23 protein-coding genes are annotated in these 20,911 nt (G+C 72.1%); 6 read left to right on the top strand and 17 right to left on the bottom strand.

Going from position 1 to position 20,911, the window contains the following annotated elements; genetic code table 11:
- Positions 1-166: 166 nt before the first annotated feature.
- From ACFO60_RS04155 to ACFO60_RS04135, 5 genes are all read right to left on the bottom strand, one after another.
- Positions 167-559 carry a VOC family protein gene (locus tag ACFO60_RS04155; protein ID WP_380837083.1) on the bottom strand — a complete coding sequence of 131 codons (393 nt, stop codon included), beginning with the start codon at positions 557-559 and terminating at the stop codon, positions 167-169.
- A gap of 152 nt (positions 560-711) precedes the next feature.
- Positions 712-984, bottom strand: a complete 273-nt coding sequence (locus tag ACFO60_RS04150; protein WP_380837081.1) for a DUF6295 family protein — start codon at positions 982-984, stop codon at positions 712-714.
- A gap of 12 nt (positions 985-996) precedes the next feature.
- Positions 997-1,740, bottom strand: coding sequence for a dienelactone hydrolase family protein (locus ACFO60_RS04145; RefSeq protein ID WP_380837078.1), 744 nt, complete (start codon positions 1,738-1,740; stop codon positions 997-999).
- Positions 1,741-1,866: 126 nt separating this feature from the next.
- Entirely contained in the window at positions 1,867-2,319 is a 453-nt protein-coding gene (locus ACFO60_RS04140; RefSeq protein WP_380837076.1) for a hypothetical protein, read from the bottom strand.
- Positions 2,316-2,789, bottom strand: a complete 474-nt coding sequence (locus ACFO60_RS04135; RefSeq protein WP_380837073.1) for a hypothetical protein — start codon at positions 2,787-2,789, stop codon at positions 2,316-2,318. Before ACFO60_RS04135 ends, ACFO60_RS04140 begins: the two co-directional genes overlap by 4 nt.
- A 45-nt stretch (positions 2,790-2,834) precedes the next feature.
- On the opposite strand from ACFO60_RS04135, the gene ACFO60_RS04130 reads away from it, so the two are divergent.
- From ACFO60_RS04130 to ACFO60_RS04120, 3 genes are all read left to right on the top strand, one after another.
- On the top strand, positions 2,835-3,812 hold the full coding sequence (locus ACFO60_RS04130) for a helix-turn-helix transcriptional regulator (protein ID WP_380837071.1): 978 nt from the start codon (positions 2,835-2,837) through the stop codon (positions 3,810-3,812).
- A 156-nt stretch (positions 3,813-3,968) separates the two neighbouring features.
- Complete coding sequence (locus tag ACFO60_RS04125) at positions 3,969-4,454, top strand: DUF2975 domain-containing protein (protein ID WP_380837068.1); 486 nt, start codon at positions 3,969-3,971, stop codon at positions 4,452-4,454.
- The gene (locus tag ACFO60_RS04120) at positions 4,454-4,675 is read left to right on the top strand and encodes a helix-turn-helix domain-containing protein (RefSeq protein ID WP_380837065.1); all 222 of its coding nucleotides are present in this window, start codon (positions 4,454-4,456) and stop codon (positions 4,673-4,675) included. The genes ACFO60_RS04125 and ACFO60_RS04120 overlap by 1 nt, the downstream gene beginning before the upstream one ends.
- Before the next feature lie 76 nt (positions 4,676-4,751).
- On the opposite strand, the gene ACFO60_RS04115 is transcribed toward ACFO60_RS04120, so the two are convergent.
- The gene (locus tag ACFO60_RS04115; RefSeq protein ID WP_380837062.1) at positions 4,752-6,110 is read right to left on the bottom strand and encodes an O-antigen ligase family protein; all 1,359 of its coding nucleotides are present in this window, start codon (positions 6,108-6,110) and stop codon (positions 4,752-4,754) included.
- Positions 6,107-7,300, bottom strand: coding sequence for a YveK family protein (locus tag ACFO60_RS04110; protein WP_380837059.1), 1,194 nt, complete (start codon positions 7,298-7,300; stop codon positions 6,107-6,109). The genes ACFO60_RS04115 and ACFO60_RS04110 overlap by 4 nt, the downstream gene beginning before the upstream one ends.
- 176 nt (positions 7,301-7,476) lie before the next feature.
- Here ACFO60_RS04110 and ACFO60_RS04105 point away from each other — a divergent pair, with 176 nt between their 5' ends.
- Together ACFO60_RS04105 and ACFO60_RS04100 are read left to right on the top strand one after the other, a co-directional pair.
- Complete coding sequence (locus ACFO60_RS04105) at positions 7,477-8,160, top strand: hypothetical protein (protein ID WP_380837056.1); 684 nt, start codon at positions 7,477-7,479, stop codon at positions 8,158-8,160.
- 79 nt (positions 8,161-8,239) lie between these two features.
- A complete protein-coding gene (locus ACFO60_RS04100) occupies positions 8,240-9,190 on the top strand; it encodes a hypothetical protein (protein WP_380837053.1) in 951 nt (316 codons plus the stop codon).
- 34 nt (positions 9,191-9,224) lie between these two features.
- Here the strand turns inward: ACFO60_RS04100 and ACFO60_RS04095 are convergent, their stop codons facing one another.
- Both ACFO60_RS04095 and ACFO60_RS04090 read right to left on the bottom strand, forming a co-directional pair.
- Positions 9,225-10,241: a TolB family protein gene (locus ACFO60_RS04095; RefSeq protein WP_380837050.1), complete on the bottom strand. Its 1,017-nt coding sequence runs from the start codon at positions 10,239-10,241 to the stop codon at positions 9,225-9,227.
- A complete protein-coding gene (locus ACFO60_RS04090) occupies positions 10,238-10,927 on the bottom strand; it encodes an acyltransferase (protein WP_380837047.1) in 690 nt (229 codons plus the stop codon). The genes ACFO60_RS04095 and ACFO60_RS04090 overlap by 4 nt, the downstream gene beginning before the upstream one ends.
- A gap of 35 nt (positions 10,928-10,962) precedes the next feature.
- Between ACFO60_RS04090 and ACFO60_RS04085 the strand changes: the two genes are divergently transcribed.
- Positions 10,963-11,898, top strand: a complete 936-nt coding sequence (locus ACFO60_RS04085; RefSeq protein WP_380837044.1) for a glycosyltransferase — start codon at positions 10,963-10,965, stop codon at positions 11,896-11,898.
- A gap of 46 nt (positions 11,899-11,944) precedes the next feature.
- Here ACFO60_RS04085 and ACFO60_RS04080 read toward each other — a convergent pair whose 3' ends face one another.
- From ACFO60_RS04080 to ACFO60_RS04045, 8 genes are all read right to left on the bottom strand, one after another.
- On the bottom strand, positions 11,945-12,718 hold the full coding sequence (locus tag ACFO60_RS04080) for a WecB/TagA/CpsF family glycosyltransferase (RefSeq protein ID WP_380837041.1): 774 nt from the start codon (positions 12,716-12,718) through the stop codon (positions 11,945-11,947).
- Complete coding sequence (locus ACFO60_RS04075) at positions 12,715-13,896, bottom strand: hypothetical protein (protein ID WP_380837038.1); 1,182 nt, start codon at positions 13,894-13,896, stop codon at positions 12,715-12,717. The genes ACFO60_RS04080 and ACFO60_RS04075 overlap by 4 nt, the downstream gene beginning before the upstream one ends.
- Before the next feature lie 97 nt (positions 13,897-13,993).
- Positions 13,994-14,938 carry a glycosyltransferase family 2 protein gene (locus ACFO60_RS04070; protein WP_380837036.1) on the bottom strand — a complete coding sequence of 315 codons (945 nt, stop codon included), beginning with the start codon at positions 14,936-14,938 and terminating at the stop codon, positions 13,994-13,996.
- The gene (locus ACFO60_RS04065; protein WP_380837033.1) at positions 14,935-16,407 is read right to left on the bottom strand and encodes an MFS transporter; all 1,473 of its coding nucleotides are present in this window, start codon (positions 16,405-16,407) and stop codon (positions 14,935-14,937) included. Before ACFO60_RS04065 ends, ACFO60_RS04070 begins: the two co-directional genes overlap by 4 nt.
- On the bottom strand, positions 16,407-17,279 hold the full coding sequence (gene rfbD, locus ACFO60_RS04060) for a dTDP-4-dehydrorhamnose reductase (RefSeq protein ID WP_380837030.1): 873 nt from the start codon (positions 17,277-17,279) through the stop codon (positions 16,407-16,409). Before rfbD ends, ACFO60_RS04065 begins: the two co-directional genes overlap by 1 nt.
- Positions 17,276-18,244, bottom strand: a complete 969-nt coding sequence (gene rfbB, locus ACFO60_RS04055) for a dTDP-glucose 4,6-dehydratase (RefSeq protein ID WP_380837027.1) — start codon at positions 18,242-18,244, stop codon at positions 17,276-17,278. Before rfbB ends, rfbD begins: the two co-directional genes overlap by 4 nt.
- A complete protein-coding gene (locus ACFO60_RS04050; protein ID WP_380837025.1) occupies positions 18,241-19,308 on the bottom strand; it encodes a glucose-1-phosphate thymidylyltransferase in 1,068 nt (355 codons plus the stop codon). Before ACFO60_RS04050 ends, rfbB begins: the two co-directional genes overlap by 4 nt.
- On the bottom strand, positions 19,308-20,774 hold the full coding sequence (locus ACFO60_RS04045) for a sugar transferase (protein ID WP_380837022.1): 1,467 nt from the start codon (positions 20,772-20,774) through the stop codon (positions 19,308-19,310). The genes ACFO60_RS04050 and ACFO60_RS04045 overlap by 1 nt, the downstream gene beginning before the upstream one ends.
- Positions 20,775-20,911: the final 137 nt, after the last annotated feature.

Raw genomic sequence — 20,911 nt, 5'->3', positions numbered from 1 at the left:
AGTCTCCCCCGGCCGTCCTCCCATGTCACCGCCACCCCGCCACCTGGAGCAGGACGGTATTGCCAGCGTACGACGATCGTCGTCCCGGCCTTCCCCCGCCTGCCAAGCACGCGGCAGGGACCGGCGGCGGGCGGCGAACCCGGCCTCGGCGCCCGCTCGCCGGTGATCAGTCCCCGAGTTCCTCGAACAGGGTGAGCTGCAGGCCGGCCGGCCCCCGCAGCCGGGCGTTCAGCGAGTTCCACGGCGTACGCGTGGGCGGCGCGACGATCTCCGCTCCGGCGCCGGCGAGCTCGTCGGCGGCGCCGGCCGCGTCCGTCACCTCGAAGGCCACCCGGATCGGCCCGGCGACCCGGCTCCCGACCTCCACCCGGTCGATGAACTCCGCCTGCCGGGAGTCGACGATCTCCAGCGTCGCCCGGCCCGCGTCCAGCAACCTGACCCTGCCGTCCGGCGAGGAGAAGTCGGCGAGCTCGGGCAGGCCCAGCACGTCGCGGTAGAACCGCAGCGCCTCCTCGTAGTCCTCGGCGGTGATGACCAGGCGAAGCTCGCGAACGCTCATGGCCGCACATCCTACGGCCGCGCCGGGAGCCGTGATCGGTCCAGGTGCGGGTGGGACCGGGACTCCGGCGCGCCCGATACGCGTCCCGATACGCGTCCGATCGAGGGCGTGCCCCGGGACGCTGCTCGCGCCCCGCCGGAGTCCCGGTGACGCTAGCGCTTGGCGGAGGCGAGGCCGGGAGGAGCGGCGGCCAGGGCCTTCTGGATGGCCTCGACCAGGGCCAGCGCGGACTCCTCCGTGAGCTCGACGGCCACCCGTGCCGACGGGCCCTCCGCCGGGTTGGTGAAGTCGATGTTCACCGTGTGCTCGTGGGTGGCGTGGTAGGGGTGGTCGACGTAGACGGCGCCCTGGCTGAGCGTGAACCAGCCCGTGGCGCCCTTGCCCGCGCCGTCGAGCTCGACCTTCTCGGTGAGGTAGGTGCACATGCCGGACTCCTGTCAGGCGCCGAGGTGGCGGCCGTAGAACTCGAAGATCTTCTTCCAGCCGTCGACCGCGGCGGCGGGACGGTAGGCGGCACGGTCGGTGGTGAAGAACGCGTGCCCGGCGCCGGGGTAGATGTGGAACTCGTGCTCCTTGCCGAGCTTGTCCAGCTCGGCGCCGAGCACGCCGACCTCCTCCGGCGCCGGGTAGGAGTCCTCCTCCCCGAACAGCCCCAGCAGCGGGCACGACAGGTCGGGGGCCTTCGCCAGCAGCGGTCCGGCCTTGAGCGGGAAGTCCGCAGGCGGCTCAACCGTCACGAACGCGCCGTAGCAGTCCACGGCGGCGTCGAGCCGGAGGGAGCAGGCGGCGAGGAAGGCCTGCCTGCCGCCTGAGCAGTACCCGATCACGCCGATCTTGCCGTTGGCGCCGTCCAGGGAGTTGAGGTACGCCGCGGCCCCGGCGACGTCGCCGACGAGCTGCTCGTCCGGCACGCCGCCCTTGGCCCGCGCGGCCGCGGCCTGGTCGTCCGGGCTGACCCCGGCGCCCTCCCGCGAGTACAGGTTCGGGCAGACCGCGGCGTACCCGTTCGCCGCGAACTTGCGGACGATCTCCTTGGTCCCGACGTCGTAGCCGGGCAGGTGGTGGATCACCACCACGCCGCCGCGCGGCCGGTCGTCGAGCGGCCTGGCCAGGTAGCCCTCCAGCTCGTCCTGCTCAAATCCCGGAAACGCCACCGAACCGGCCCACATCGCGTCGCTCATATGGTTTCCTCCTCGTCCTCGTACCTCCTTCACCTACCAGACGAGAACGAACACCGCTCCTCTACCCGCCCGATGAGGCGCGGTCTCCAAGCGCCGGACGCCTCCCGCGCACGCCCGGGCCTCGGGTCAGGAGACCTTGGTGGACTGCATGATCCAGTTGGTCTCCCAGGTCTGCTCTCCGTCGTAGGAGAAGGCCTGCTCCCACCGGCAGGTCTCCGGGGTGATGTCCGACCAGGTGAAGCGGACCCGGATCGGCACGCCGTCGTCGGTGTCGTCGGAGTAGAACCGGCCGACTCCGTCCACGAACCGGCCGACGACCGGGACCGGGTCCAAGCCGCGCGTGCTGTTGGCCCAGTGGAGCGACCACTCGCCGCTTTCCGGGTTGTAGAGGCGGACGGTCGCGCCGTCGAAGTCCTTGTCCGGGAACGTGATCTCGTCGAAGTTGCCGGCCCCGCCCCAGAAGCCGTGTGCCACGGACCGTCCGGGGAACTCCTCCCACTCGGTGCACCCGGCGTTCCGCTTCACGAGCCTGCGGTTGGCGACGTTCCACGTGCCGACATAGAAATCGAAGTCGTTCACAGTCCCACCATTCCTTCCGGACGCACGTCGGCGAGGTAGCCGTCGAGGTCGGGGGTTTCATTGACGAACATGTGCCGGACCCACGACGACCGCTCGTGCTCCAGGACGGGCAGTTCCCACACGCATCCGGCCCAGCGCCGCGTCTCGGGGACGAAGTGCGTCGGGTCCTCGTCGGGACAGTCCACGGCGGGCTGGCCGGCCGCGGCGGTGCGCACCTCGACCACGTTGTCCCAGGCCCAGGTGTAGGCGAGCAGATATGCGCCGGTGTCCCCGCCCCTGTGGAGGACCACCCAGCCCGCCGGAGAGCCGGCCGCGGGTGCGGGCACCAGCCGCGGCAGGTACTCGTAGGCCGCCTTCTCGACCTCCGGCTCGATCGGCTGCTCGGGCCGGTCGACGTGGTAACGCTTGTACGGACGGCCGCCCACGACGATGGGGGCGAGCGGCCGCATGTTCTTCTCGATGAACGGCATGAGAGGACCGTACGGCCCGTCCACTGACACGTATTGTCAGTGGATGTGCGAGCTTCTCGGCTTCTCTCCATCCTGCTCATGCTCCAGTCGCGCGGCCGGATGACCGCCAGGGAACTGGCCGGCGAACTGGAGGTCAGCGTCCGCACCATCTACCGCGACGTGGACTCCCTCCACACCGCCGGCATCCCCCTGTACGGCGAGGCGGGCCACGAGGGCGGCTACCGGCTGCTGGACGGGTTCCGCACCCGCCTGACCGGGCTGACCGGCCAGGAGGCCGAGGCGCTGTTCCTGGCGGGGATGCCGGGACCGGCCGCCGAGCTGGGCCTCGGAGCGCTGGCCGCCGCCGCGGAGCGCAAGATCGAGGCCGCGCTTCCGCCCGACCTGCGGGCGGGCGCCCGGCGCATCCGTGAACACTTCCACCTCGACGCGCCCGGCTGGTACCACGACGGCGACCAGGTGCCCCACCTCCCGGAGGTGGCGGGGGCCGTGTGGAACAGGCGGGTCATCACCGTGCTCTACCGCCGCTGGGCAGAACCGTCCGAGGTCGAACGGACCTTGGAGCCGTACGGGCTCGTCCTCAAGGCCGGGAAGTGGTATCTCGTCGCCCGGTGCGACGGCGCGATGCGGACCTATCGGGTCAACCAGATCCTCCGCCTCCAGGTGACCGGCGAGTCCTTCGTCCGTCCGGACACCTTCGACCTCGGCGACCACTGGCGCGCGCACCTCACCGACTTCCGGGCACGGCTGATCCAGGGGCACGCGGTCATCCGCCTGTCGCCGGCGGGGCGGGAACGGCTCACGGAAGTGGCGAGCTCGGCCGTGGCCGGCGCCGTGGACCGGACGGCCGGCCCGCCCGACGACCAGGGCTGGATCACCGCCACCGTGCCCATCGAGTCCCTCACCCACGCCCACGGCCAGTTCCTCCAGCTCGGCGCCGAGGTCGCCGTCCTCGAACCCGCCGAACTCCGCCGGCGGATGACCGGAACCGCCCACGCCCTCGCCGCCCTCTACCCCCGGCCCTGACCGGCCCGCCGCCGCGAGGACGGGCCGGCGAGCGTTCGCAAGGCGGGAGTGGTCACCCTCCATCTCGCAGGACGGCGGCTCCCGGCCGGTACGACCACTTGCCCGAGCTATCGATTCTCGATAGATTTCCATCGTTGCTCGATGGAAGGAAAGTTGATGGGAAAACTGACCGTGCTCGCGCTGCGCGTCGTGCTCGCGGCGCTGCTCGCCGGCACCGTGCTCGTACAGGCGGGAATGGTGTGGGCGCTCGCCACCGACCCGGAGGACGGGTCGCTCCCGCTGACCCCCATGCGCGTGATCACGATTCTGGGCCTGGTGACGGTCCAGGTCACCCTGGTCTGCGTATGGCGGCTGGTGACGATGGTGCGACGCGGAACCGTGTTCTCCCACGCCGCCTTCCGGTACGTGGACATCGTGATCGGCGCGATCGTGGCGGCCGCCCTCGTGTGGTTCGCGGTCACGGCCGTCAACGCGCCCGGCCAGCGGGACGACCCGGGCGTCACCGTCATCATGGGCGGGATCGGCGTGGCCATCCTGGGCGTCGCGCTCATCGTGCTCGTGCTGCGGATGCTGCTCGCCCAGGCCGTCGCGCGCGACATCGAGGCGGCGCGCATGCGGGCCGAGCTGGAAGAGGTCATCTGATGCCGATCGCCGTCGACATCGACGTGATGCTGGCCAAGCGGAAGATGTCCGTGGGCGAACTCGCCGAGCGCGTCGGGATCACGCCCGCCAACCTGGCGGTGCTCAAGAACGGCCGCGCCAAGGCGGTGCGCTTCGCGACGCTCGCCGCGCTCTGCGAGGTGCTCGAGTGCCAGCCGGGAGACCTGCTGCGCTGGGAGGCCATGGACGCCGCGGACGCGTGACGCCATGCCACGGCTCCGAGAGGCGCCGAGACGCCGAAGCTCCGGCAGGCCGGAGACCGGGCGGAGAGCGCCATGGCTAGGCGAGAGGCTCGTGCGAGAGGTGGGGCGTTTGCGTCTGGAGCCGCCAGAGGGCGCCGCAGCAGCCGACGATGAGGAACATCACGTTCGTGATCATGGGGAAGCTGAAGGCGTCGAACGTGCCGAAGCCGAAGATCGCGACGGCGACGGAGGCCGCGAGGCACTGGGCGAGGTGGCGGGTCTCGGCGTCGGCCGCGGCGCGGCGCGCCCGGCGGGCGAGCATCCATCCGGCGAGCAGGAAGACGACCAGCGCGGCCAGGCCGACGAGACCGGTCTCCAGCGCGGACATCAGATACTGGTTGTCGATGACGCGGTAGACACGCGGCAGGTAGGTGGCGAAGCCCTGGCCGAACAGGGGGCGTTGTGACACCGCCTCGACGACCGCGTCGTAGTCGCCGGTGCGCGTGGTGGAGTTCTCGTCCGACCCGATGACCGACACCAGGTTCAGCACGGTGCCGATGAGGCCCGGGATGAGCACGCGCATCACGATGGCGGCGGCGCCGAAGATCAGCATCGCGCGCAGCCGCCACTCCGACGGCCAGGTGGGCAGCAGTACCACCATGACGACGAACAGGCCGAGGATCGCCGAGCGCGAGACGCTCATCGGCAGCGCGCCGGCGATCAGGGCGACCATCAGCCACCGCTTGCGCCGCTGCTCGGGGATGCGGCAGTAGATCGCTCCATGCAGCGCGAGCGGCAGGACGGCGGCCAGCACGACGCCGAGCTCGATGGGGTGGGTGGCGGTGCCGGCCGGCCGGAAGAAGCCCTCGCGCTCGAACAGCACGGCGGAGCCCTTCTCGACGAGGCCGGGCAGCGCCAGATATTGGGTGACCTCGATGCCGGTGAAGAACTGGACCATCGCGACGAACGCCGGGAACGACGCGCCCAGCACGATGCGCTGGCGCAGGGTCTCCAGCCGGTCCATGGTGCTGATGCCGTCGGCGGTGACCAGGGCGATGCCGGCCCATCCGGCGACCAGCACCAGGCCGAGGTCCGCGGCGTTCACCTCGTCGGCGGACAGCGGGCGGGTGGCGGCCGCGATGTAGCTCGCCAGCACGGCCAGCGCCATGAAGACGATGACCAGGCGCACCGGCTGCCTGCCCCGGATGGGCGTCCAGCGCGGCGACAGGGCGGACAGCAGGTACCACACCAGCAGCAGCACGGCCACCATCGACGACGGGGAGCCCGCGCCGCCGAGCGGGCCGACCACGTACCGGGCCGGCATCACGAACAGGACGATCAAGAAGAAGCTGACGATCGTCACCGGGTCGACGCGGGTCTTCGGCTGCCTGGTCCTGCGTACCGGCCGGCCCGCGGAGTGGTGGGCGGGTGCGGCGGCCTCGGAGGTGCTGGTCACCGCCCCGGCCTGGTCGGGTCGAACACGACGTACGGCTCGTCGTCGGCGTCGCCCGAGGAGGGACGCGGGCGGGAGCCCGGCCGTTGCCGTGGCGCCGTCCCCGAAGAGGAGTCGGCGCCCGAGGAGGACCGCGACCCCGAACCCTGACGCGACCCGTTGGCCGCCGAACCCTGACGCGACCCGTTGCCGGCCGAGCCGGCCTTGGCCGAACCCGGCGCGGAGGCGCCGCGCGGACGGTCGTTGTCCTCGGTCCACACGTACAGGTCGTCCTGCGGCTTGATGGCCGGCAGGGGGGCGGTGTAGCCCTCTTCGATGTCCTGCTGCCCCGCCCAGGGGTCACGGGGTTCCTGCGACGAGGGCGTGTGCTTGCCCGGAGAGGACGGCGAGGAGGTGATGCGCCGGTCGTAGAGCTGGGGTTCTGGCGGGTCGAAAGGCCGCGGCGAGCAGGCGGACGGCCTGCCGCGGGGCGCGCCGCCGCCGGGCAGCTGCGCGGCGCCGGCGGAGAGCGGGACGCGCTGCCCCGGGTGTGAGGGCGCCATCGGCGGCTGGCCGACCCTCGTGGCCCCATGGTCGGGCTGGGTGAGCCGCCGCCGCTTCTGCGCGAGCGACTCGATGAACAGCGGGACGCCGATCGTCACCAGCATGCCGCCCGCGAAGATGATCACCAGGAGCCGGATCTTCTTCTCAGGGGTGAGCTCGGCCTTGTCGCTGGAGGTGACCAGCTCGGCCCGGATGGTGGCGTCCGGCAGGATCGCGGACTTCTGCTGCATCTCGGTCAGCCGTTGCTGGCTGAGCGTGGCGAGCGTCTCCATCGTGGCCTGGGCGATCTTGGGGTCGGCAGCGGTGGCGGTGATGTCGAGCAGCGGGCCGCGCGAGTCCTGGGCGAGCCCCACGGTGAAATCGGCCGTCTTGCCCTCGTCCTTGAGCCTCTGCAGGGTGCGTTCGTCGCTCATGCCGCGCGAGATGACCTCGGCGGTGATCGTGAGAGAGGCGTCGAACGCCAGCCAGGGGTTGCCGCCGACCGGCTGGGAGCCTTTCCTGGACGACAGGAAGACCACGGTGGCCTTGGACTCGTACTGCCAGGGAATCGCTATGAGCGCGCCGACCGTCGCGATGATGGTCACAGCCAGCAACGCGAGCGTCACGGGCCATCGCCGCAGCAGCGCGCGCAGCGAATCAAGCAGGTCCATAGTGTCCCTTCACCCCTGCCCGGCCGGCCATGTCTGCCATTTCCCACCCCGCCGAGCCGCCGAGATAAGACGCCCGAACGCCCCGGCACGTTGTCATCGCCTTCAAGTGTTTCCCCTGAGTGCTTTCTTTACCAGGCCTGGCCCAAAATCCCGTACGCCTGTGCCACGATGTGTCGGTGCGAAGGCGAGTGGTTGCGCGGTGCTGCTGCCTGGCGCTGATCTTCCTGGTCGCCGGCTGCGCGGTGTTCTGGGTCCGATATCGGTCACCTCTTTACCAGAGTTCGGTAACGGTCGCGTTCATCACCAAGACCGACCACTTCAAGGGGGAGGTCTACGACCACTTCACCGACAACCACATCTACATGGCCCTGGCCACGGCCCGATACTTCGACAATCCGAGCACCAAGGAACGCCTGCGGGCCATGGGGGGCACCGCCGCCTTCCACTTCGAGGTCGCCCACTGGGGCAACGAGGAACTTCCGGTCTACGGCCAGCCGTACGCGAACCTGCAGGCGCTTTCCGACAACCCCAAAGAGTCGATTGACACGCTCAACCTGGCGCTCCAGTTTCTTACCCAGAAACTCCAGCGCCTGCAGACCTCCTCGGGGGCCAGCGGCAAGGTGATGATCAAGTGGCAGCCCATCGGCTCCGTCATGGGGCCCGAGAGGCAGTCCCTGCAGAGAGGCCGCGCCATGGCCGGCATCGTGCTGACCACGCTGCTGTCTTCGGTGGCCGTCCTGTTCACCACGCGTGACAGGAGCGCCGACCAGCGCCGGCCCGCACCGCCGAGCCGGGCGGACGCACCACGCCCGCTGCGGCGGCCTCGCCCGCCGCGCGTCGGGGCGAGCACGAACATCTAGATCTGATCGGTAAGAGCAGACCACGCTCCCGGCGAACCGTTGTGGAGCGTTCCGCAGACCTACCACCTGGAGTTTCTCGGTGTCCTCTTCGCTGCCGCGCCGGTTGACCCTGCTCACCGTCTCCCTCGCGCTCACCGGCACCGCCACCGCGGCGTGCGGCGGCGACTCGGCGGCCACCGCGCGAGAGCCGGTGCCGGGGCAGACCCTCCAGCCCGACCTGCGCCCCTCCTCCTCCGCCTCTCCCTCCGTCTCCCCCGTCGCCGTCACCGGCGGCTTCCCCTCCGCGGCGACCACCGGCGTGCGGCCGGGCAGCGCGCTGAAGAAGGTCGGCGAGGTGACCGTGCTCAAGCCCGGCGCCGTCGTCGAGAACCTCGAGGTGCACGGGAAGCTCAACATCAAGGCCGACAACGTGACGGTGCGCAACGTGCGGGTGGTCGGCGAGGGCGACTGGTCGGTCATCCAGGCGGCGGGCGCCTCCGGCGCGATCATCGAGAACTGCGAGATCTCCGGCAACGGGGTCGTCAAGGCGCAGTGGGGCGTCCTGAACCAGGGCGGCGACATCACCGTGCGGCGGGCGAACATCCACACCGTCTCCAACTCCGTGGGCACCGACCACGGGCTCATCGAGGACTCCTACATGCACGACTTCAAGGAGTACCCCGGCGACCACGTGACCGGCCCGCAGGCCAACGGGTCACCGCAGAAGGGGCTCAGTCTGACGATCCGCCACAACACCATCCTCAACCAGATCTCCCAGACCTCCGCCATCTCGCTCTATCAGGACTTCAGCCGCGCCCACGACGTGCTCATCGAGCGCAACCTGCTGGGCGGCGGAGGCTATGCGATCTACGGCGGGGAGGGGAAGTTCGGCAAGGCGTCCGGCATCCGCATCGTCGGCAACGTCTTCACCCGGCGCCTGTTCCCCAAGGGCGGCTTCTGGGGGCCGGTGACCTACTTCGACGCGAAGGGCAAGGGCAACCGCTTCGCGGACAACACCTGGGAGGACACCCGCGAGCCCGTCACACCCTGATCCTCGCGCCTCCCGGGACGCGTAACGGGCGGGCTCACGTGGCGACCGGCGATGACGCGTCCTTGAGCAGCAGCCGGGGCCGCCCCGACCCGTCGGCCGGAACCCGCCACACGTCCGAGCTGTCCCCCCGCAGCCTGCCGTACATGACGGTGCCGTCGTCCAGCCAGGCCGCCTGGTCGTCGATGTTCGCGGTCTCCGCGAGCGCCGTCTCGCGGCCCGAGCGCAGGTCCAGCGTGTACAGCCGCCACGGGTCGCTGGAGCCGCCCATGCGCTTCTTGTACGCGACGCGCGTGCCGTCCGGGGAGAGCGAAGGGCACTCGGCGTTCTCGCGCAGCACCCGCATCCGGCGCGCCGCGAAGTCGCCCTGCAGCAGGTAGGTCCTGCCCCCGCTCGACGCCGTGGCGTAGAAGCGGTTGTCGTCGGCCGCGAACGTGACACCCCAGTAGTTCAGGTCGGCCGCCCTGTAGACGCGTCCGTCCTTGACGAGCGTGAACTCCTCCAGGTTCTTGACCAGCGTGCCGGTGCGGGTGTCCAGGATGCCGGCGCGGGTGGAGAAGCCGACGCTCACGTAGGAGTCGCCGGTGATGAAGAACGTCCAGGCGGCCATGCGCCCGCTCGCGGAGACCCTCGCCCTGCTGGGGATGCCGGACAGCTGCACCTTGCGCACCTCGCGCAGGCCGCGGTCGAGCACGATGACCTCCGACCGGGTCGCCAGGCTGGTCGCGACGCGCAGGCACAGCCCCGTGCCGGCCGCCGCGTAGAAGCGCCTGCAGTGCACGCCCGTGGGACGCTGCTCGCCCGCGTCGCCGGGCTCGACCGCGAACACCTGGCCGCTGTCGGCCGCGGGGCCCGCGCGCACCGCCATGAGGTCGCCCTCGCGCAGCGCGGTCGCGCTGGGGGCCGGGCGCGCCGACGGCACGGCGGCGGCCGCGGGGCGGACCGCCTGCGAGCGGGCCCGCAGGACGTACGCGGTGCCGGCCGCGCCGGCCAGCAGGACCGCGACCACGAGGATCGCGGCCCGCGCCCGCCCCGACAGGTCGACGACCTTCACGACGGCTCTCCCGGCCCGGCCGGCACGCCGCCCGCCTCGGAGAAGGTCCCGCCCGGCCCGGCCGGCGGGCCTCCGGTTCCTGTGGAGGTCTCGCCCGGCCCGGTCAGCAGGCCGCCCGCCTCGGTGTAGGTCTCGCCCGTGGACGGGCAGCGCCAGCGGCCGGGGGACTCCTCGCGCAGGGTGACTCCGGCGCGGCCCACCCAGCCGACGCGGCGGGCCGGGTTCCCCGCCACCAGGGCGAAGTCGGGGACGTCCCTGATCACCACGGCTCCCGCGGCGATCAGCGCGTACCGGCCGATCGTGCGCCCGGCGAGGATCACCGCGCGCGCGCCGACCGACGCGCCCGCGCGCACGACCACGCCCTCCGCGGCCCAGTCGCCGTCGCGCTTCAGCTCGCCGCCGACGTCGGTCGAGCGGGGGTAGACGTCGTTGGTGAGCACGGCGGCCGGGCCGATGAAGACCCCGTCCTCCAGCACCGCGGGCTCGTAGACCAGCGAGTAGTTCTGCAGCTTGACCCGGTCGCCGACGCGGACGCCCGGCCCGACGTACGCGCCCCGGCCGAGGATGCACCCCTCCCCCAGGGTGGCGTGCTCGCGCACCTGGGCGAGGTGCCAGATCACGGTGCCGGTGCCGATCTTGGCGCTCGGATCGACGTCGGCTGTGGCCGCTATTCGCGGTTCGGTCATCACGGACTCCCGGTACGGGTGGATACTTCGGAACTATGCCAAGCGCGAGCGTCATCATCCCGGCTCACAACGAGGCCAGGGTCATCGGCCGGCTTCTTTCCCGCCTGCTGGCGGAGGCGTCCCAGGACGAGTTCGACGTGGTGGTCGTCGCCAACGGCTGCGACGACGACACCGCCGCGGTGGCGCGCGGCTTCGGGGTCCGCGTGGTCGAGACGCCGGTGCCCTCCAAGCGTGAGGCGCTGCGCCTGGGCGGCGAGGCGGCCACCGGCCATCCCCGCGTGTACGTGGACGCCGACGTCGAGATGGGCACCTCCGACCTCCGCGCGCTGCGCGACGCCCTGCTCGGCGACGGCGACGGCGAGGCGGCGGTTTCGGCGCCCCCGGCCGCCGGGGGGCAGGTCTCGTCCGCGCCGCGGGCCGTCGGCCTGGGCTCGCCTGGGACCGCTCCAAGGACGCTCGCGGCGGCCCCTGAGCGCGCGCTGGTGCTGGGCGACCGGCCCTGGACCGTGCGCGCCTACTACGCCGTCTGGAGCCGCCTGCCGGCCGTCCGCGAGGGACTGTTCGGCCGCGGCGTGATCGCGGTGTCGCGGGACGGCGACCGCCGCCTCATGGCCCTGCCCCCGGTGATGGGGGACGACCTGGCGGCCTCGCTCGCCTTCGAGCCCGGCGAACGGCGCGTGGTGCGGCACGCGCACGCGGTGATCCACCCGCCGCGCACGCTCGGCGACCTCCTCCGGCGCCGCGTCCGCGCCGTGACGGTCGTGGCCGAGATCGAGCAGGGCCCCATGGCCGGGCAGGAGGCCCGGACGGGCCTGCGCGACCTGCTGGCCATCGCCGGCCGCGCGCCCTGGCTGCTGCCGCACCTTGGGGTGTTCCTGGCCGTGACGCTCGTCGCGCGCGCCCAGGCCCGCCGCGCCGTACGGGCCAAGGACTACACGACGTGGCTGCGCGACGAGAGCAGCAGAACCTGACAGAGCGTCGCCGAAGGCACCGTTGACCGACCGGGGGCGGGCATCCTCACACCGGGGCTCTGTCACGGGTTCTGCGACCGTGGACGTACTCCTTCACCACCATCCAGGCGAAGCGGCTGTTGGTCGACAGATAGCGGGGGCCGAGCCGCAACGGCTCCTGGAGGAAACGGTAGAGCCATTCGGCGCCGAGCCGCTGCCACAGGACGGGGGCCCGGCGCACCTTGCCCGCCAGCACGTCGAACGAGCCGCCGACGCCGTGGATCACCCCGGCGCGGATGTCGCCGGCGAACCGCGCCAGGAAGATCTCCTTCTTCGGGGAGGTCATGCCGAGGAACAGCAGATCGGGCTCGGCCTCGCCGATGCGCGCGGCCACCTCGGGGGCCTCGTCGTCGGTGAAGTAGCCGTCGCGGGCCCCGGCGACCGTGAGGCCCGGGAAGCGGGTGCGCACCTCGGCGACCACCCGCTCCAGCACCTCGGGACGGGCGCCGAGGAAGTACGCGCGGTAGGACCGCCTGGCCCCCTCCGCCATCAGCGCGGTGAACAGGTCGATGCCGGCCACCCGTTCGGGCAGCGGACGGCCGAGCAGCCTCGCGGCCCACACGACGGCCTGGCCGTCGGCGACGACGAGGTCGCACGAGGTCACCGAGTCGCGCAGCAGGTCGTCGTGGCTCATGTGGACGGCCTTGGCGGCGTTCACCACGCCGATCGTGAGGTTCTCGCGGTTCTCGACGGCCTCCATGCACCGTGCGACGGTCTGCTCCATGGTGAGGGCGTCCAGGGACACGCCGAGGAGCGCCTGGCGCGGCGCCGCGCCGCTCACCTCTGCTGCCCCGGCGTGTCGCGGGGCAGCGAGAACAGCCAGGCGTACAGCAGCCACCCCAGCTCGTAGGGGCGGCACTCGCGGTCGACGGCGAGCGGCGGGTAGATGCGGTCGAGCACGCCGATGCGCGAGCCCTGGTTGATGGCGGTCGCCACCGCGCGCACCCCGCGCACGATCTTCTTGGGGTCGTCCCGCGCGGCCTTGCGCCAGGTGAGGTCGAGCTCTTCGACGATCAGCTCGTCGGCGACCTCGGGCCGGGACGTCATCCAGTGCAGGCCGAGCGCGATCTCCTTCAGGTGGGAGGCGCCCCCGGCGTCGGCCAGGTCGAGCAGCGCCATCGGGGCCATGGCCAGCTGGTGGACGCTGTAGACCGGGTAGCCCTCGACCACCCCTCCGGTGCGGGCGTCGTAGTGCCACCACCACTGGCCCTGCGGCCCCTGGGCCTCGCAGATGCCCGCGGCGATCTGCTCGGCGGCCTTCCGGGCTTCGCCGTCCCCGGTGTGCGCGTGCAGGCGCGCGAGGGCCTGCAGGGGGTACACCTGGTCGGCGAAGCATCCGACGTGGGCGCGGTACCAGGAGGCGGGGCCGAGGACGTGCCGGTAGAGGCGGTCGCCGCCCAGGCCGGTGAGCAGCCGCTCTCGCGCGCGCTCCAGCTTCCCGGAAAGGCCGGCGCCGCCGCCCGCGACCCGGTGGGCGGCGACGAGGGCGGCCAGCGCCCACGACACCTCCACGGTGTACACCGGGTCGCCGGAGCTCAGCGCGCCCTCCAGCTCGGCGAGCCGGCGAAGGCCCGCGTCCAGGTCGGGGTGGCCCGTCTCGGCCGCCGCCCACGCGATGAGGGCGGCGTCGCCGAGGTTGGTGACGGCGGGCAGCTCTTTGACGAGGTTGCCCACCAGGTCGTGGACGGTGTCGCCCGCCAGGGCGGCCCGCTGACGGTCCTCGGGCAGCGCGGCCGCGCCCAGGGCGACGATCGCGCTGTAGCGCACGCTGCGTCCCTCGGGGACCGCGGTCCAGCGCCCGTCGCCGCCACGCCTGCCGCGCCTGGTGAAGACGAACATGCCGTCGGTGTAACCGGGAGGAAGCCCGCGGACCGACAGGCCGACCATGCGGTCGGCGAGCTCGGCCGCGGACGCGTCGACCGCGGCGAGCGCGCCGAGGCGGCCCTCATGGCGAGTCATCACTCACCCCACATCTCTGACTCGAATGCACGACGGAAACGGTTTAAAACTCGGAGAAAATCACTGAACATCGCAATTGATTATTGGCGATGACTTTTCACGATTTGACGGCATCCCAGCCTCCGCGCCACCGGTCACGGACCGCCCACAACTCGGCCCAGTCGCCGCGCTCGGCGGTGGGACGTCCCTGCCGTCGCGTGTCCGGCGGGGCCACCCGGCGGCTCAGCGCCGCCCGCAGCCAGACGCCGAACAGCAGCAGGGACACCCCAGCGCCGCGCAGCCCGCGCGGGAAGTGCCGCCGGACCACGGTGGCCTTGCCGGTGAACAGCAGCACCAGCTTGGAGAGGCTCGACGACGACATGCCGCCCGGATGCACGAACACGGCCCGGTCGGTCACCATGGGCCGGTAGCCGGCGGCCCCGGCTCGCAGGCACAGGTCGGCGTCCTCGCCGTACATGAAGATGCGCGTGTCGAACCCTCCCACCTCGTCCCAGACACGCCGGTCGACCAGCATCAGCGCGCCGGTCACGATCGGCACCCGCCGCTCGCCCGTCCACACCGACGGGGACTCCGGGTCGAACAGGGCGCGGCCGGGGAAGACCGTGGACAGGCCCGTGGCGAAGCAGAGCATCGACCAGGGCGTCGGGCGCCCCCACCACGACCGCGGGTCGTTCTCGCCGGTCTCGGTGATGCAGCGGCCGCCGACGATGCCGGCCTTCGGGTTGCGGGCGGCGCAGTCGAGCAGGGCGGCGAAGGCGTCCGGCTGGACCTCCGCGTCGGGGTTGACGAAGACCACATGGCCGCCGCGCGCGACCTCCGCGCCCGCGACGCACCCTTCGGCGAAGCCGCCGTTGACCTTCCTGTCCACGACGGTCGCCCACGGCGCGGCGGCCCTCGCCACCTCCACCGTGTCGTCGGGGGAGTTGTTGTCCACGACGATGACCTCGGCGTCGACGGCCTTGACCGCCCGCTCGACGGCCGCGAGGCAGCGGGCGATGTACCCGGCGCTGCGGTAGGTCACGATGATCACAGACAGGTTCATCCGCGCGCCTTCCTGAGCAGCGGGACGGCGACGGCCAGGGCGAGGCCGAGGCCCGCCGCCATCACCACGACCGCGGACCGCGGTCCTTGGGCGGTCCACAGCAGGCCGAACGCCCACGAGGCGGCCATCGCGCCGAGCGCCTGACCGGTCTGGACGACGGCGAGGCCGGTGGCCCGCCGCTCCTCCGGCAGCAGGGGCCCGGCGAGCGCGCTGACCACGCCGTCGGTGGCCGCGTACGACAGCCCGCGCAGCACCAGCGCCGCGATCAGGACGGCCGGGGCGGGCGGCAGGAGCAGCAGCATGTAGCAGGCCAGCAGGGCGAGGTAGCCGCCGATCACGACCGTGGAGCGGCCGGCCCGGTCGGCGAGCCGGCCGAACGGCACCGCCGCCAGCAGGTAGGCCGCCGCGACCCCGACCGGCAGCAGCGGCAGCCATCCGGCGTCGATGTCCAGCCTGCGCTGGAGCATCAGATAGAGGAACGAGTCGCTGATGGTCGCGAGCGACAGAGGCAGCATGGCGACGAGCACCCGGCGGAACGGCCGCTCGCGCAGCAGATCGACGGCCCCGCGCAGCGACACCGCCCGGCGCCGCTCGCGCGGCCCGGCGCCGGCCTCCGCGCGGTCCCCGGCACGCGACTCGGCCCCGGTCTCACGGTCCCAGGCGCCGGCTTCCTCACGCTCCCCGACGCGTGGCTCGGCGCCGGGCTCCTCGTGGCCATCGGCGCGTGCTTCGGCGTCCGGCCGTGCTTCGGCGTCCGGCCGTGCCGCGGGGGACGGTTCCCGGACGAAGAGGACCAGGACCAGCACACCGATCGCCGCGACGCAGCCGCTGACCACGAAGACCGCGTCGTAGCCGGAGGCGGCGCCCACGGCGGCCACCACGCCGAACGCGGCCAGCGGGCCCATGAGGGCCCCCGCGGTGTCCATGGCGCGGTGCACCCCGAACGCGCGCCCCTGCGCCTCCGGCGGCGCGCTCAGCGAGATCATCGCGTCGCGCGGCGCCGTGCGCAGGCCCTTGCCCGCGCGGTCCAGGCCGATGACCAGGCCGATCAGCGGCACCGAACGCCCCGCCAGCAGGTAGCCGAGCTTGCACACCGCCGAGAGCGCGTACCCGGCGCCCGCGACCAGCTTGCGGCGGCGGAAGCGGTCGGCGACGTGCCCGCCCACCAGCCGCAGCACGGCCGTCGCCCCGGTGTAGACGCCGTCCAGGAAGCCGAACTGCATCGGGCTCAGCGCGAGCTGGTAGATCAGGTAGAGCGGCAGGACGGCGGTCACCATCTCGGAGGAGATGTCGGTGAACAGGCTCACCATGCCGAGCGCGACGACGTTGCCGGCAAGGACGCCCTTCGTCCCGGCGCCGCCCCCGCCGCCGCCCGTCCCGGTGGGCTCCGCGCGGGCCGCCTCGCCGTCCGCGGCCGCGTCCGCCGGGGTCTTGGACGCGTCGGCCCGGCGTGTCTCCGACAGGTACATCAGGCCCGGCCTCCGGCGAGCGAGGGCCAGGCGTCGTGCAGCGCGTCGCGCCAGTGGCGGATGGGCGGCATGCCCGCGACGGCCCAGCGGTCGTGGCCGAGGACGCTGAACGCGGGCCGGGCGGTCGGCGAGGGGAAGGCCGCGCTGGAGACGGGCCTCACCCGGCCGGGGTCGGCCCCGAGCAGGGTGAAGATCTCGCGGGCGAGCTCGTACCAGGTCGTCTGGCCGCCGCTGGTGCCGTGGTAGACACCGGGCGGGGCCTCGGCGCGCGCCAGCCGCAGCAGCCGCTCGGCGAGGTCGCCGGTCCAGGTCGGCTGGCCGCGCTGGTCGTCGACCACGCTGACGGTGTCGCGGGAGCCCTCCAGGCCGATCATCGTCTGGACGAAGTTGCGTCCGCCGGCGCCGTACAGCCAGGCGGTGCGCACGACGTAACCGGCCTCGGGCAGCAGGTCGAGGACGGCGCGCTCGCCGGCGAGCTTGCCGCGCCCGTAGGCGTTGGCCGGCCGGGTCGGGGCGTCCTCGGCGTAGGGGGCGCGGGCCGTCCCGTCGAAGACGTAGTCGGTGGAGATGTGCAGCAGCCTCGCGCCGATCTCGGCGCAGCCCTGGGCGAGGGCGCGCACGCCGTGGCCGTTGACGGCGAGCGCGTCGATCTCGCGGGTCTCGGCGTCGTCCACGGCGGTCCAGCCGGCGCAGTTCACCACGACGTCCGGACGCTCCTCGCGCAGCACCTCCCGCACGCCGTCGGGGTAGCGCAGGTCGAGGCGGTCGCGCCCGCAGGCGAGGATGCCGGGCGCGTCCGGATCGCGTTCCGCCGCGGCGACCACGGCGCCGCCGAGCATGCCCTTCGCGCCCGTGACCAGCAGCCGCTTCACCGAGCGCCCTTGAGTGGCTTCCACCAGGACGGGTTGTCGGCGTACCAGCGGACGGTCGAGGCGATGCCCTCGTCGAAGCCGGTGCGCGGGGCGTACCCCATGGCGCGCAGCCGCGCGTCGTCGAGGGAGTAGCGGCGGTCGTGTCCCTTGCGGTCGGGCACCTGCTCGACCGAGCTCCAGTCGGCGTCGAGCTCGGCGAGGATGCGCCGGGTGAGCTCCACGTTGGTCAGCTCCGCCGTGCCCGCGATGTGGTAGACCTCGCCCGGCTCGCCGCGCTCGGCGACGAGCTGGATGCCGCGGCAGTGGTCGTCCACGTGCACCCAGTCGCGCACGTTGCCGCCGTCTCCGTACAGCGGGACCGTGCGGCCTTCGAGGATGTTGGTGACGAAGAGCGGGACGACCTTCTCGGGGAACTGGTAGGGGCCGTAGTTGTTGCCGCAGCGCGTGATCGACACCGGCAGGCCGTGGGTGACGGCGTAGGCGCGGGCCATCAGGTCGCCGCCCGCCTTGGCCGCGGAGTACGGCGAGCGCGGCGCGAGCGGGGCGTCCTCGGCCCAGGAGCCCTCCGCGATCGAGCCGTACACCTCGTCGGTGGACACCTGGACGACCTTGGGCACCCCGGCGGACAGGCAGGCCTGCAGCAGTGCCTGGGTGCCGAGCACGTTGGTGCGCACGAACGCGCCCGGGCCGTCGATGGACCGGTCGACGTGCGACTCGGCGGCGAAGTTGACCACCACGTCGTGGCCGGGGACGACCTCGTCGAGCAGCGCGGCGTCGCAGATGTCGCCGTGCACGAAGGCGTAGCCGCCCTCGACGGGCGCGAGGTTGGCGAGGTTGCCCGCGTAGGTGAGCAGGTCGAGCACCGTGACCTCGGCGCCCGCGAACGCGGGGTAACCGCCCCTGACCAGCGTCCGGACATAGTGCGACCCGATGAAACCGGCGCCGCCGGTTACCAGAACTCTCATGAGCTGATCTGCACCTTGCTGTGATCTCCGAGCACCAGCCGGTGGGCTCTGGGCGTGTTGGGAGCGGGCGTCACCTCGACATCGTGCCCGATCAGGGACGCCTCGATGCGGCGTACCCCGAGAATGGACGCGCGCCGCAGCAGGATCGAGTACTCGATCTCGCTGTCCACCAGCTGACAGTTCTCCGCCACGGAGGTGAACGGGCCGACGTAGGAGTCGCGCACGACGGCCCCGGCCCCAATGATCACCGGTCCGACGATGCGGGAATTGGCGACCTTCGCCCCCGCCTCGACCACGACCCGGCCGATGATCTCGCTCGCGCCGTCGACGTCGCCGTCCAGCCGCTGCTCGACGTCCTCCAGCACGAGCCGGTTGACCTCCAGCATGTCGGCGACGTTGCCGGTGTCCTTCCAGTAGCCGGAGATCACCGTGGAGGCGACGGGACGGCCCGCGTCGATGAGCCACTGGATCGCCTCGGTGATCTCGAGCTCGCCGCGCCAGGAGGGCTTGAGCGCCGCGACGGCCTCGTGCACCGCGGGACTGAACAGGTAGACGCCGACCAGGGCGAGATCGCTCTTGGGCTTCTCGGGCTTCTCCTCCAGGCCCACCACCCGGCCGGCGGCGTCCAGCTGGGCCACCCCGAACTGCCGGGGGTCGGGCACGCGGGTCAGCATGATCTGGGCGTCCGGGCGCTCATCCTCGAACCGCCGCACCAGCGGCTCGATGCCGCCGACGATGAAGTTGTCGCCGAGGTACATGACGAAGTCTTCCTCGCCGAGGTACTCGCGGGCGATGAGCACCGCGTGGGCGAGGCCGAGCGGGGCCTGCTGGCGCAGGTAGGTGACCTCCAGGCCGAACGCCGACCCGTCGCCGACGGCGGCCTCGATCTCTTCGTGGGTGTCGCCGACCACCATGCCGACCTCGCGGACGCCCGCCGCGGCGATGGCCTCCAGCCCGTAGAACAGCACGGGCTTGTTGGCCACCGGCACCAGTTGCTTGGCGGAGGTGTGGGTGATCGGTCTGAGACGGGTGCCGGACCCGCCGGCGAGCACGAGCGCCTTCACTAGTACGCCCCTCCGCCACGGGTCACGGCCGACCAGGTCTTCCACAGGATCTGCAGGTCGAGGATGAGCGACCAGTTCTCGACGTACCGCAGGTCCAGCCGGACCGACTCCTCCCAGGACAGGTCGGACCGGCCGCTGACCTGCCACAGGCCGGTCATGCCCGGCTTGACGACCAGGCGCCGGCGCACGTCCGTGCCGTACTGGGCGACCTCCTCGGGAAGCGGCGGGCGCGGGCCGACGAGCGACATCTCGCCGCGCAGGACGTTCAGCAACTGCGGCAGCTCGTCCAGCGAGTACCGGCGCAGGTAGCCGCCGACGCGGGTGATTCTTGGATCGTTCCTCATTTTGAACAACACGCCGTCAAACTCGTTGTCATCCGCCAGTTCCGACTTGAGCTTCTCGGCGTCCCGCACCATCGTGCGGAACTTGAAGACCTGGAACTCCCGCCCGTCGCGGCCGACCCTGGTCTGCCTGAACAGCGCGTACCCCGGGCTGGTCGCCCGTACCAGCAGGGCGATCACCACCATGGGAACCGCGAGGACCGACAGCGCCGCCGTCGCCAGCAGCCGGTCGAAAAGGCTCTTGACGATCTGGCGCGTCCCGTCGAACTCGGGGTGCTCGACGTGCAGCAGGGGCATCCCCGCGACCGGCCTGATGCTGGTGCGCGGGCCCGCGACGTCCATGAGGGCCGGGGCGACCAGCAGTTCGGTGCCCTTGCTCTCGATGCTCCAGGCCAGCCGGCGCAGCGCGGCGCCGTCCAGCTCGGGGCAGGCCAGCACGGCGACCGCGTCGGCGGAGACCTTGTCGGCCACGGTGGCGACGTCGGCGAAGTCGCCGTAGACGGGCACGCCGTCGACGTCGAGCCCGTTGCCGGGATACTGCCCCGGCGGCAGGCACGCCGCGACGACGCGCATGCCGTGGTACGGCTGGCGCCGGAACTGCATGACCAGGTCGAGCACGGCCGTCCTGTGCCCGACGGCGACGACGCGCCGGAGGTACTCGCCCTCGGCGCGCCGCCGGTGCAGCCGCTTGCGCATGCGATGGCGGAACACCAGCGTGAGCACCGTGGCCAGCGGCAGCATCGCCATGACGTAGCTTCGGGCGATCATCGTCTGGGTGGCGTACGCGGCGATTGCCACGGCCGCCGTGAGCCCCACCCCGCCCTCGAAGACGGCGCGGAACTCCTCGCTGCCCTCGCCGTGGCTCTTCTCGCGGTAGACACCGGCCAGCGCCAAGGCGCACGGCCAGGCGACCAGCGCGAGTCCGAAACCGAACAGCAACTCCGACCACGGGATGAAGGCGCCCACCCAGAGCCTGAATCCCATGACCGCCTCGCAGGCGATCAAGGCGCATGCCAGATCGCCCGCCAGTAGAGCCCGCATATAGGAGCGCGTCCAGATGCTCGACGCGGTCAGCGGGCCTACTTCAAGGAGCGCGACATCACGCTCCTCAAGCCCCACCCTCATGCCCACCCCTACCCTGCTCCTGCCAGACCGTGGCAACTGCCGGACCGTGCAGATACCAGACGGCCATTGCGTCTCTTTGGTTGACACGTGGCTCAAACATCACGAGCGCGGGTACCCGTTCACATCTTAAAGATCAT

It is taken from the genome of Sphaerisporangium dianthi, from assembly GCF_042654065.1.
Classification (GTDB): domain Bacteria; phylum Actinomycetota; class Actinomycetes; order Streptosporangiales; family Streptosporangiaceae; genus Sphaerisporangium; species Sphaerisporangium dianthi.
Note: the sequence above shows the minus strand (reverse complement) of the source record. Positions and strands in the feature narration are given on the sequence as shown.